Below are 10311 nucleotides of genomic sequence, written 5' to 3'. Positions count from 1 at the left end.
GGGGCTCGTCGTGCAACCGCTGTGGGGGCTCGTGCGCGCGCGGGCGGGCACGTGGCACGTGGACCCGGACCGCATCGGCATGCTGGGCTTTTCCGCCGGCGCGATGCTGACGATGGCGACGACGCTGTACGGCCAGGACGCGAAGCCCGCGTTCATCGGCGACATCTACGGCCCGCTCGCCGCCGTCAAGGTGCCGGCCGACGCCCCGCCGCTGTTCATCGGGCTGGCGGCGGACGATCCGCTGTTCGGCAACGGCGGCTTCGGCCTCGTCGACAGCTGGCGCGCGGCCAAGCGGCCCGTCGAATTCCACCTGTTCGAACAGGGTGGACACGGCTTCGGCATGTACCAGAAGACGACCACCAGCACCGGATGGTTCGATGCGTTCGCGCGGTGGCTGGGCATGCACGGCTACCTGAAGCCGAAGGTGTGACGGACTCGCGCCCTTGACTACGTCGCCCCCGCGGAGGCGGGGGTCCAATTTTGCCAGCGCTGCGGCACGTCTAAAAACTTGGGTCCCCGCCTGCGCGGGGACGACGTGATAAACACTGACTTACCGTGACTCCTGCGGCTCCGCTTACTGTACCGCCGTCAGCGCCACATCGAACACGAGCCCGGCATTCGCGGGAATCGCGCCATTCCCGCTTGCCCCGTAGCCCAGGCTGGATGGAACCAGCAAAGTGCGCTTGCCGCCCACCTTCATGCCCGTCACGCCCTGGTCGAAGCCGGCGATCGCCTGGTTCGCCCCGAGCGTGAACGAGTACGTGCCGGTGTCGAACTGCCTGCCCTTGTGGTCCGTCGCCGTGTCGCTGTACAGCCAGCCGGTATAGGTCACGGTGGCCGTCTTGCCGGTGGTCGCTTCGGTACCGGTGCCCAGCACGACGTCCGTCGCGCTGAACTGGGACGGATTGGCCACGACGACGGTGCTGGACGACGACCCGCCGCCACCGCCGCCGCAACCGGCAAGGCTCAGGACGGCGACAAGGATGGCGGTGCAGGCAAGGGCAGGCTTCAGGTTCATGGTGTCTCGCGTTATTAGAAGAACCTGCAACCATACCCCATGTACATGCCTGGATTGCCTTTACATTTGTTTTTCTTTGTTACAAATTCAAGGTTGATGTTCTGAGCAGGCGCATCAGCAACAGATTGCCCGTCAAGACGAAATAATTCGATGGGGCAACAACAGCGCGGCGTACACTGAATCGGTCGCGTCGGACCGACGACGCTGGATGACGAAAGATGCCCATGATCCGCCTCACGACATTGTTTGACGACGTCAAACTGCCCACGATCTCCGCAGTGGCCCATGCCCTGATCGAAACCCTCGACGACGACGACGCATCCGCCAGGAAGGTCGCGACGATCATCGCGCGCGACCCGGCCCTGACGGCCAAGCTGATGCGCCTGGCGAACAGCGCCCGCTTCGGTTCGCGCCGCAACGTCGGCTCGCTCGACGACGCGATCTCCCTCGCGGGCATGGCCCACATCCGCACGCTGGCGCTGGCCACGTGCTTCTCCGACGCCTTTCCCGCCCTGCCCGGCCTGGATTCCGACGAGTTCTGGAAAAGCAGCATGGCTTGCGCCGGCTACGCGAAATGGCTCGCGGGCGGCATCGGCCTGGACGGCAGCGAAGCCTGGCTGGCCGGCATGATGCTGCGCCTGGGCGAACTGCTGATCTACCAGGTGGACCCGACGGCCTTCGCCGAGATCGAGCAGTTGCCGCACCTGCCGGGCGGCCGCTGGGAACGCGAGCAGCGCCTGCTGGGCCTGTCGGAAGGCGAGATTACGGCGGAACTGGGCCGGCGCTGGAACTTCCCCGACAAGATCGTGCGCGCGCTGGAGAACTCGTCCGACCCGATGGCGGGGCACCCGTTCTGCCAGCTGGGCGGCATCATCCACCTGGCCAGCCTGCTGGCCGACACGCCCAGCGACGACCCCGCGATCCTCGACACCCTGCCGGCCGAAGTGGTCGACACGCTGCGCCTGTCGCGCGAATGGATGACGGTGCGCTTCCCGTCGCATGCGTCGTTCTCGGCCGAACCCTGAACGATCGTGTAGCATGGTCGGATCTGCAAGGAGCGACCATGTCCTACCAGTCCACCCTCGAATTCAACACGTTCGGCCGCGGCAGCCGCGACATCACCGCGGCCGTCGCCGACGTCGTCACCCGCTCGGGCATCCGCTGCGGCCTCGCGCACGTGTTCGTGCAGCACACGAGCTGTTCACTCCTGATCACGGAAAACGCCGACCCGGACGTGCGCCACGACCTGGAGACCATCATCCGGCGCCTGGTGCCGGACGGTGATCCCGCGTACCACCACGATACGGAAGGACCGGACGACATGGCGGCGCATGCGCGCACGATGCTGACGTCCACGTTCGTGACGGTGCCCGTCGGCGACGGGCGGCTGATGCTCGGGACGTGGCAGGGGATGTATTTGTGGGAGCATCGGGTGGCGGAGCATCGGCGCAAGGTCGTCGTGACGGTGCTGGGGGACTGAGTCACGGCATGCCGGTGAGATTCCGAGGAATTGTTGCGAGTGAAAACGCGTATCCTGCAAGCTCGTCAACGACACCCCCATCGACCATGCGATTCCGTTCAGCTGCCTTCGGCGCCCTCGCGCTCTGCACGTCTCTGGTAGCCCACGCAAGCGCGTACGACGACGCGAGCCGCGCCGCGGCGGCCGCCAGGTTCGTCGCCGCACTCCAGCACCAGCGCTTCCAGGAGGCTGCCGCCCTGTTCGCGCCGGAAGCAACGCGGGATACCGCGGCGACCGCGCACACGCTGAAGCGGATCGATGACACCGTCGGCGGATTTTCGACGATGCAGCCGGCGCCCCGGCCGCTGGAAGGAAAAATCATCCGCCTGCAGGTGCCGCCGCGTAAAAACGTCCTGTTCGGCTTCCAGAAGTCCGTCCAGTTCCGCTACGCCTCCACCGCCGGCGACGGCAAGCCCGTGTATTACGAAGTCCACGTCACGCCGGACGACAAGCCGCCGCAGGTCTTGTCGTTCGCGCTGCAATTCCCGGCGGCGGATGCGCAGTCGGCGCAACGCGCGAACCGGCTTGCCGCTGCCATCGACCGCTGACGTCCGCGCCGTCCGGATTCCCCACTGATGCCTTGCGCAGGGTTGGAAATGCCACCGCATAAAAACAAACGTGAATGGAAATGAAATGCACTGGAACGACTGGCCGATGGTATGCCTGGCACTGTCGGCGCTTCTAGCCCTTCTGTCGCGACGCTGGATCGACGCCGCCTCGTCCGCATGTTTCGCCATCTTCCTGCTGTTCGACAAGGTCTTGCCGACCGCGATCCCGTGGCAATTGAAATACGCGTTCCTGCTGGTCGGCGTGCTACTGGTCGCCTCCCAGGTTACTGGAACGTACCGTCGGTACAAGCAGAGCCTGGACGCAAGGCACTGATTGCACCGGAAAGCGAATTCCTCAGTCCTCGAACCGCAGCGGGTCGAACGTGCCTGCCAGACCGTGGATGCCCTTGTACAGATTGGCCATGGCGCGCACGTCGCTGCTCGACCTGTCGAGCAAATGGGCCAGCGCCGGCGACAACGGCTGGGGCAGCCGGTCCAGCTCGCGCCATTGATACCCCAGGCATCCATCGCCCATGCGCGGTTCGAACTCCTGCGGTACGACAGCCACGTAGTTGTGCTGCACGAAGAAGCGCGCATCGGAAAACGGCGTCAGGCGGCTCAACGCGAGATCGCCTTCATACGCGCAGCGCTCGGCGATCGTGTTGATCGCGACCTGCAACGGCGACTGCCCGGCCGGGACGTCCGCCGTCCAGGTACCCCACTCGGGGCCCGCACCATCCGCAGGGATACATTGCTTGACGAGCACGCGTCCCGTGTCCTCGGCAAGCACGATCGCGCAAGCGGCAACGCCCTGCCAGCTTCCACGGGCCGGTACGACCCAGCTCGGCCGCCTGACGAGGTCGGAACCGGCCGTCGACGTACTTTGGAAATTCGCCATTTTTACCTCGCTTGCAGTGCGTGATTCACTGCGTATGCTTAACATTTATTCAACGTAGGATCATTCCTACATAATGTTAATCATCCACGAGATTCGTTTAACGGTCGAGCGATTTCTACCAAGAGTACAATTTCCCGACAGATCATTTCGTAACGGTTGCGACGTTGCAACAGAAATGAGTCATCGTCAATACAATGATGACTTGGTGCGGAAGATGATGAGGGAAGCCGGTCGCACCGGCCCTGTCAGTCCGGGTATCATGCAGGGATGAACCAGATTCCTTTCCAGCCGTTCGTCATTGGCGTCGCCGGCGGCAGCGGCAGCGGCAAGTCGACGGTGACCCAGCAGGTGCTGGCGTCGTTCGGCACCGAGATGGTCTCGGTCGTGATGCAGGACGATTACTACCGCGATCAGTCCGACCTCACCCCGGAAGTCCGCCGCAAGCAGAATTATGATCACCCGCACGCGTTCGACTGGCCGCTGCTGGTCCAGCACGTGCAGGCGCTGCGCAACGGCGAATCGATCGAAATGCCCGAGTACGACTTCACGATCGACAACCGCTCCACGAAAACCATCTCCGTGAAACCGGCCCCGGTCATCGTGATCGAGGGCCTGTTCGCCTTGTACGACGCGGACCTGCGCGACATGATGTCCCTGAAGATCTTCGTCGACACCGCGGCCGACGTCCGCTTCATCCGCCGCATGCAGCGCGATATCGCCGAACGCGGCCGCACGATGGACAGCATCGTCAACCAGTACCTGGAAACGGTCCGCCCGATGCACAAGCAGTTCATCGAGCCGACCAAGCGCTACGCCGACGTCATCCTCCCCCACGGCGCGAACGACCCCGCGGTCGACGTCATCACCACCAAGGTGGCGAGCGTCATCGGCAAGTTGAAACGTTCCTGATCCCTGGCGCCGCAGTGGCAGCCGGCTTCCTGAAGGCCAGCAGGTTACCGCCGAGGACCAGCGCGACGCCGCCGAAGGCCGGCAACGTCCAGTGATAGCCCTCGAGCACGGTCGACACGCTCAACGCGACGACGGGAAACAGCACCGTCGAGTAGGCCGCGCGGTCCGGCCCGATGCGGCCGACCAGCACCAGGTACGCCGTGAATGCGATGACGGAACCGGGGACGGCGAGGTAGAACAGCGCGCCGAGGTAGCGCGGGCTGGCATCCAGCGTGAACGGCATGCCCAGCAACCATGCGCCGCCGCCGACGATGGTCGAGCCGATCAGCATGGCCCAGGTATTGGTCAGCAGCGGCGTCAGGCCGAGCGCCTGCATCCGGCTCGACAGCAGGTTCCCCGTCGAAAAGCACACGGTGCCCAGCAGCGACAGGCCCAGGCCCAGCAACATGCCGTGGTCGTTCCAGTGCCCCTGCATCTGCGGCAGGAACAGCAGCGCGATGCCGCACAAGCCGAGCAAGGAACCGACCAGCACCTGGCGCCGGATCGGACGCCCCATGAACAGGCGCAGGTTGACCGCGTTCCAGATCGGCGCCGTCGAAAAGACCACGGCCACGAGGCCGCTGGGCACCCACTGGCTGGCGTAATAAAAGCACAGGAAATTGCAGCAGAACAGGGCGATACCCTGCGCGAGCAGATAACGCCACGCCTGGCGCGGCGGCCACGCTTGCCGGCGCGTGGCGAGCAGGAACAGGAACAGCACGGCGGCGGCGATCCAGAAACGGTAGGCGATCGACACCGGGGCCGGGACGACGCCGAGCTGGAACTTGATCGCGATCCAGGTGGTGCCCCAGATGACGACGGTGAGCAGGTAAAGGAAGATATTCATGCTGCCATGATGCGCGCGGCCACCGGCGCCGACTTGTCTGGTCTTGCGCTTTTCCGACGCCCTGTCGGTACGGGTTGCGGAAGAATGCTAGACTTTTTCGCATGCACTCCCGTCCCGCTCCCATCTCGCACGCCGTCTTCGACACCATGTGCGGCACCGACGCCACGCTCGAACGCTTCGTGTGGCTGGGCGACGGCATGGCCGCGGCGATCTGGCAGCGGGACACCCGTGAAGCGCTGACCGTGTACGACCGGCCCGGCCACCACACCCTCTCCTGCTACCTGGGCGGCGGCTACCGCACGGAACGCAGTGGCATGCACAGGCAGTACGGCGCGCCGCTGCGCCTGTGCACGCTGCCGGACGACCACGAATCGGAATGGGTGGTGCGCGACCATCTGCGCCTGCTGCACGTGTACTTCATGCCGGCGCATTTCACGCGCCGCGCCGTGGTGGAGCTGGACCGCGAACCGCGCGAGATCACGCTCGCCGACCGCACGTATTTCGAAAGCCCCGCCCTGCTGCGCCTGTGCCAGTCGCTGATCGCGACGCCGTGGGTAGACACCGACAATCTGCTGCGCGCCAACGAGATCACCCACGACACGCTGAGCGAACTGCTGCGCTCACAAGGCGTGCCGCGGCGCGAACTGCGGCTCAAGGGCGGCCTCGCGCCGCTGCTGCGCCGCAGGCTGGCCGACTACATCGACGCGAACCTGACGCAACCCATCACGCTCGGCACGCTCGCGCAGGTGGCCTGCCTGTCGGAGTTTCATCTGGCGCGCATGTTCCGCGTCTCGTTCGGCATGCCGCCGTCGGCCTGGATCGCCCAGCGCCGCCTCGAGCAGGCCCGCACGCTGTTGAAGACCACCGCCCTGCCCTTGCAGCAGGTCGCCGACCTGTGCGGCTATGCGGACCTGTCGCATTTCGGCCATCGCTTCCGGGCCGCGACGGGCACGTCGCCGCGGCGCTATCGGCAAGTCGTGGCACCTTGAGAACCCGCTTCCTCAAGGCCGGAAAGTCGCGTTCCAGCCGGCGAAAAACAGGCCGTACGCCCGCTCGCCGACGGCCGCCTTGATCGCCTCCAGCTCGCGCTTCGCTTCCCGGTGCCCCAGTTGCTCGGCAATGTGAAAATGGCGCGCAGCCAGCTTGTAATCCGGGTGCGGAGCGCCGGCATGCATCTGCCCCAGCAGGTAGGCCTCGGCACTGTCCATGTCGTTCAGCTTGACGCCTTCGTCACGGATCGGCAGGGGTTGCGGGCGGGGGACGACCGTTTTGCGCGGCGGCGGCGCGGGCGGCAAGTTCCGGAGATGACGTCTCGCGTCCGCCGACCCCGCGTCCGCGGCCTGACGAAACCAGTGCCGCGCCTTCGCGATATCCTGAGGAACGCCAAACGATTCGTCCCGGTACAACTCGCCCAGTTGCTCCATGGCGAGCAGCTTGACGTCCCTCTCGTGGGTATGCACGTGATCCAGGATCGTGTCGCACCGCCCCCTGGCGTCGGGACCGGGATAAGGGACCCGCGCCGTGCCCGCGCGTTCGAAGAATTGCAGCGCCAGCGGGATGTCCGGCACAACGCCTTCTCCCCGGCGGTACATTTTCCCCAGCGCGAACAGGGCGCTGATACATCCGTGGCCGGCCCCGTCGCGATAGCGCCGCTCGGCCGTCCTGCGGTTTTTCCGTGTGCCGTATCCGTTCGCATAACACAGCCCGGCGTAAAAGTGTCCGTAGGGGACACCCAGTTCGCCGGCTTTCCTGAACGCGGCCAGGATCGCGCCCGGATCCTTGAACTTCCGGTCATGCTTGAGCCGGATGAAGGCTTCGACCAGCGACGCGTGGGCGTGGTCCGCAGCGTCGAGCTCACGCAGCATTTTGATGGAAACCTTCTCGTCTTCGGCGACAAAGCGGTGAAAAGCGGATCGTGCCAATCGGTAGCCGGCGCTCATGGTCAGGTGTTCTCCTGATGGTGGGTTGAAATCGGGACAACCGTGACGTCGCATCCAAGGCTATGGAGGATCGTGGCCGCAGGGTGCATTGTTCGATGTGCGAAAACGTCATCGCCGATGCCGATCAGCGCATGGGAGAAAAGTCGAAGTCTTTCACGAAGGCGACGACGGCGTGCCCCTGCACCAGCAGGATGCTCTCCGTTTTCAGCTGCGCCGCCAGCGCGTCGATGAAACTCTCCTTGATCCGGTCGCGCTCGCAGAACGTGTAGAACCTGGGCCAGCGCATGGTCAGGACATCGAGCGCCTCGCGCCGCATGTGGTCCGAAACTTTGTCCGAAATTACCTTCACCGATAATGTCATCTCACCCTCTCTTAAAACGCTGTAAGCGAATCACAAGAGTGAGAATATCACATCGTAAGGATTCCCTAAGACATTTTTATGTTCACTTTACCATTCACAATGACACACCTATCGTCAGCGTAACCACATATCCGTTCACCGGATCCCCGCTCACGGACGCCATCTGCAGCGACGTGCCGTCGCTGAACACGTTGTCCGTCGCATAGCTCATCGAGGCCAGGTTGCGCGAGCTGGTGCTGTATGCCGTCGTCGCATAGGCTTCGTTCAGGGTCGCCATCGGGAACGTGAACTGCGAAGTCTTGACGCGATTGGCGGCGCTCGTCGCCTTCGCGAGACTCGGGTAGACCTCGAAGTGGATGTGCGGCATGCGGCCCGAGTAGCAGCCCGGGAAGATCGTCGTGAACGTCACGGTGCCCGTGCTGTCCGCCTCCTGCACGCCGCGCAGGTAGTTCTCGCTCGTCAGGCCGCTCGCGTACATCGAGTAATTGCCGTCGCGGTCGCAGTGCCACAGGTAGACCGCAGCGCCGGCCGCGCTGGCGCAGCTCGCGCCCACGTTCACGATCTGCAGTTTCAGGGTCGTCGGGATGCCGGCCGCCGTCTTGCTGCCGGGAGAAACGCTCGTGCGGATGTCGCTGCGCACGATGCCGGACAGCGCCAGCGCGTTCGCGATGCCGTTGCCGTTGCCGTTGGTGCCGTCGCCCGGGTACGGGCCGCCCGTCTCCTCCGGAATGACGGAACAGGTGCCGGTGGTGGTGGTGGTGCTGCCCGTCGACGTCGTCGATGACGCCACGATATCGCCGGACGAACCGCCGCCGCCACTGCAACTCGCGAGCGGCATGGCAGCGGCGGACGCGAACAGCCAGCGCAGCGACTGGCGCCGGCTGGTCTGGGTGGCGAGCATGCGCTCGAGGTCTTCGGCAAGGCTGTGGTGTGAATGATCCATGTGTCCCCCTGGGTTACGGAAGGCGCATTGTCGGATGGGGAAACGTTAAGCGCGGTCAACCACCGTAAAGCTGTGTAAAGACGCTGCATTTCGCGCCGCCCAGCCGCATTTCGCGCCGCGATCGCAACATGTCGTCGCATGGGCGCACGGGCACGCGGGGGCGCTGGCACAGTGGCGTCAACTTAACGCACTTGATGGAGCCAACCATGCTGATCCAGATCCTGACCCACACCCCGCTGTACGTCTGGGCGATCCTCGCCTTCCTCGTCTACCGCGGCATGGCCGCCATGCGCGACCGCGACGTGGAAGTCCGCAAGCTCGTCATGATCCCGGCCGTGATGCTGCTGCTGTCGCTGCAGGACATCGGCACGAAATTCGGTCTCGGTGGATGGGCGCTGGCCGCGTGGGCGGCGGCTGCCGCCGGCATGGCGCTGGCGGCGGGGCGGGCGGGTTCGGAGCGCATCGCGGCGAGCACGGTGCCGGGCCATGTGCGCGTGCGCGGCAGCCGCCTGCCGCTCGTCATGATGATGGCCGTGTTCTTCACGAAGTACGTGGCGTCGGTGACGCTGGCCGTCGCGCCGCAGCTGCGTCAGGACACCCTGTTCGCCTGCATCGTGTGCGGCCTGTTCGGCGTCTTCAACGGCTGGTTCATCGGCCGGCTGGTGGGCGACATGGCGTCGGTGCGCATGCTGCCCGCCGGCGCGGCAGCCGCCTGAGAATCAGTACCCGACGCCGCGCGCCATCATCGCCGCGAAGATCGGGATCAGGGCGAACACGTGGATCTCCAGCAGCATCGTCCGGCGCAGCGCAGTGACTTCGTCCAGCGCCGGCACGAACGCCGCATCCGCCTTCGCCCGTTTTTGCCAGGCGAGGATGCGCAACGTGGGCTTGATCGAGATGAGGCCCACGGCGGCGAAGGCCGCGATCTTGGCCCAGAACATCGGGTTGTGCATGTAGAACGCGGCGCCCTTCGCGCCATACGCCACGCGCAGGAAGCCGACGATCAGGATCGCCAGCGCCATCACGCCATACGCCGCGTCGAAGCGCCCCAGCAGGCGCACGGTCTGCGGCGACATCGCGGCGGGCCGCATCAGCGCCAGTTCGGCGGCCAGGGCGGACGCGATGCCGAATACGATCAGGTGGTGGACGATGGCGAGTACGAGGTCGGTCATGGCAAAGTCGTTGGCATTGATGAGATGTCAACTGTAGCAAACTTCGGGGTTGGCGCCACCCCTTTTGTGAATAAATAAAAAAAGGCGTGAGACGCCCGGGTGAAGATGACCGCGAAA

The 10311-nt window shown here is 65.0% G+C and carries 15 protein-coding genes; 8 read left to right on the top strand and 7 right to left on the bottom strand.

Going from position 1 to position 10311, the window contains the following annotated elements; all coding sequences use genetic code 11:
- A partial coding sequence (locus tag ACEN88_RS16475; RefSeq protein WP_413341240.1) for an alpha/beta hydrolase occupies positions 1-430 on the top strand: 430 nt, incomplete at its 5' end.
- Between the two features lie 144 nt (positions 431-574).
- Here the strand turns inward: ACEN88_RS16475 and ACEN88_RS16470 are convergent.
- Positions 575-1018: an FKBP-type peptidyl-prolyl cis-trans isomerase gene (locus tag ACEN88_RS16470; RefSeq protein ID WP_413341238.1), complete on the bottom strand. Its 444-nt coding sequence runs from the start codon at positions 1016-1018 to the stop codon at positions 575-577.
- A gap of 224 nt (positions 1019-1242) precedes the next feature.
- Between ACEN88_RS16470 and ACEN88_RS16465 the strand changes: the two genes are divergently transcribed.
- The 4 genes from ACEN88_RS16465 (at position 1243) to ACEN88_RS16450 (ending at position 3419) form a co-directional block, all read left to right on the top strand.
- On the top strand, positions 1243-2043 hold the full coding sequence (locus ACEN88_RS16465; RefSeq protein ID WP_413341236.1) for an HDOD domain-containing protein: 801 nt from the start codon (positions 1243-1245) through the stop codon (positions 2041-2043).
- Between the two features lie 38 nt (positions 2044-2081).
- The gene (locus ACEN88_RS16460) at positions 2082-2498 is read left to right on the top strand and encodes a secondary thiamine-phosphate synthase enzyme YjbQ (RefSeq protein WP_056136454.1); all 417 of its coding nucleotides are present in this window, start codon (positions 2082-2084) and stop codon (positions 2496-2498) included.
- Between the two features lie 86 nt (positions 2499-2584).
- Positions 2585-3085, top strand: coding sequence for a hypothetical protein (locus ACEN88_RS16455; RefSeq protein ID WP_413341235.1), 501 nt, complete (start codon positions 2585-2587; stop codon positions 3083-3085).
- Between the two features lie 85 nt (positions 3086-3170).
- Positions 3171-3419, top strand: a complete 249-nt coding sequence (locus ACEN88_RS16450; RefSeq protein WP_413341233.1) for a hypothetical protein — start codon at positions 3171-3173, stop codon at positions 3417-3419.
- Between the two features lie 21 nt (positions 3420-3440).
- Here the strand turns inward: ACEN88_RS16450 and ACEN88_RS16445 are convergent, their stop codons facing one another.
- Positions 3441-3983, bottom strand: coding sequence for a hypothetical protein (locus tag ACEN88_RS16445; protein ID WP_413341231.1), 543 nt, complete (start codon positions 3981-3983; stop codon positions 3441-3443).
- A 267-nt stretch (positions 3984-4250) separates the two neighbouring features.
- On the opposite strand from ACEN88_RS16445, the gene udk reads away from it, so the two are divergent.
- On the top strand, positions 4251-4892 hold the full coding sequence (gene udk / locus ACEN88_RS16440; protein WP_413341229.1) for a uridine kinase: 642 nt from the start codon (positions 4251-4253) through the stop codon (positions 4890-4892).
- Here the strand turns inward: udk and ACEN88_RS16435 are convergent.
- The gene (locus ACEN88_RS16435) at positions 4867-5778 is read right to left on the bottom strand and encodes a DMT family transporter (RefSeq protein WP_413341227.1); all 912 of its coding nucleotides are present in this window, start codon (positions 5776-5778) and stop codon (positions 4867-4869) included. The genes udk and ACEN88_RS16435 overlap by 26 nt on opposite strands.
- A 101-nt stretch (positions 5779-5879) precedes the next feature.
- Here ACEN88_RS16435 and ACEN88_RS16430 point away from each other — a divergent pair, with 101 nt between their 5' ends.
- On the top strand, positions 5880-6767 hold the full coding sequence (locus ACEN88_RS16430; RefSeq protein ID WP_413341226.1) for a helix-turn-helix domain-containing protein: 888 nt from the start codon (positions 5880-5882) through the stop codon (positions 6765-6767).
- A gap of 12 nt (positions 6768-6779) precedes the next feature.
- Here the strand turns inward: ACEN88_RS16430 and ACEN88_RS16425 are convergent, their stop codons facing one another.
- From ACEN88_RS16425 to ACEN88_RS16415, 3 genes are all read right to left on the bottom strand, one after another.
- Positions 6780-7718, bottom strand: coding sequence for a tetratricopeptide repeat protein (locus ACEN88_RS16425; protein WP_413341224.1), 939 nt, complete (start codon positions 7716-7718; stop codon positions 6780-6782).
- Between the two features lie 124 nt (positions 7719-7842).
- Positions 7843-8079: a hypothetical protein gene (locus ACEN88_RS16420; RefSeq protein WP_413341222.1), complete on the bottom strand. Its 237-nt coding sequence runs from the start codon at positions 8077-8079 to the stop codon at positions 7843-7845.
- A gap of 94 nt (positions 8080-8173) precedes the next feature.
- Complete coding sequence (locus tag ACEN88_RS16415; RefSeq protein WP_413341220.1) at positions 8174-9022, bottom strand: intradiol ring-cleavage dioxygenase; 849 nt, start codon at positions 9020-9022, stop codon at positions 8174-8176.
- Positions 9023-9228: 206 nt separating this feature from the next.
- Here ACEN88_RS16415 and ACEN88_RS16410 point away from each other — a divergent pair, with 206 nt between their 5' ends.
- Positions 9229-9738: a DUF6622 family protein gene (locus tag ACEN88_RS16410; protein ID WP_413341219.1), complete on the top strand. Its 510-nt coding sequence runs from the start codon at positions 9229-9231 to the stop codon at positions 9736-9738.
- Between the two features lie 3 nt (positions 9739-9741).
- On the opposite strand, the gene ACEN88_RS16405 is transcribed toward ACEN88_RS16410, so the two are convergent.
- A complete protein-coding gene (locus tag ACEN88_RS16405) occupies positions 9742-10194 on the bottom strand; it encodes a DUF2214 family protein (protein ID WP_413341215.1) in 453 nt (150 codons plus the stop codon).
- Positions 10195-10311: the final 117 nt, after the last annotated feature.

This window comes from Massilia sp. CT11-108 (assembly GCF_047302915.1).
Classification (GTDB): domain Bacteria; phylum Pseudomonadota; class Gammaproteobacteria; order Burkholderiales; family Burkholderiaceae_D; genus Telluria; species Telluria orientalis.
This window is presented reverse-complemented; position numbering and strand designations above follow the sequence as displayed.

Excerpts from the sequence above, each read along its gene's own strand:
- ACEN88_RS16415 (WP_413341220.1), bottom strand. The coding sequence starts at position 9,022 with ATGGATCATTCACACCACAGCCTTGCCGAAGACCTCGAGCGCATGCTC.
- udk (WP_413341229.1), top strand. The coding sequence starts at position 4,251 with ATGAACCAGATTCCTTTCCAGCCGTTCGTCATTGGCGTCGCCGGCGGC.
- ACEN88_RS16460 (WP_056136454.1), top strand. The coding sequence starts at position 2,082 with ATGTCCTACCAGTCCACCCTCGAATTCAACACGTTCGGCCGCGGCAGC.
- ACEN88_RS16430 (WP_413341226.1), top strand. The coding sequence starts at position 5,880 with ATGCACTCCCGTCCCGCTCCCATCTCGCACGCCGTCTTCGACACCATG.
- ACEN88_RS16470 (WP_413341238.1), bottom strand. The coding sequence starts at position 1,018 with ATGAACCTGAAGCCTGCCCTTGCCTGCACCGCCATCCTTGTCGCCGTC.
- ACEN88_RS16420 (WP_413341222.1), bottom strand. The coding sequence starts at position 8,079 with ATGACATTATCGGTGAAGGTAATTTCGGACAAAGTTTCGGACCACATG.
- ACEN88_RS16455 (WP_413341235.1), top strand. The coding sequence starts at position 2,585 with ATGCGATTCCGTTCAGCTGCCTTCGGCGCCCTCGCGCTCTGCACGTCT.
- ACEN88_RS16435 (WP_413341227.1), bottom strand. The coding sequence starts at position 5,778 with ATGAATATCTTCCTTTACCTGCTCACCGTCGTCATCTGGGGCACCACC.
- ACEN88_RS16450 (WP_413341233.1), top strand. The coding sequence starts at position 3,171 with ATGCACTGGAACGACTGGCCGATGGTATGCCTGGCACTGTCGGCGCTT.
- ACEN88_RS16405 (WP_413341215.1), bottom strand. The coding sequence starts at position 10,194 with ATGACCGACCTCGTACTCGCCATCGTCCACCACCTGATCGTATTCGGC.
- ACEN88_RS16465 (WP_413341236.1), top strand. The coding sequence starts at position 1,243 with ATGATCCGCCTCACGACATTGTTTGACGACGTCAAACTGCCCACGATC.
- ACEN88_RS16425 (WP_413341224.1), bottom strand. The coding sequence starts at position 7,718 with ATGAGCGCCGGCTACCGATTGGCACGATCCGCTTTTCACCGCTTTGTC.
- ACEN88_RS16445 (WP_413341231.1), bottom strand. The coding sequence starts at position 3,983 with ATGGCGAATTTCCAAAGTACGTCGACGGCCGGTTCCGACCTCGTCAGG.
- ACEN88_RS16410 (WP_413341219.1), top strand. The coding sequence starts at position 9,229 with ATGCTGATCCAGATCCTGACCCACACCCCGCTGTACGTCTGGGCGATC.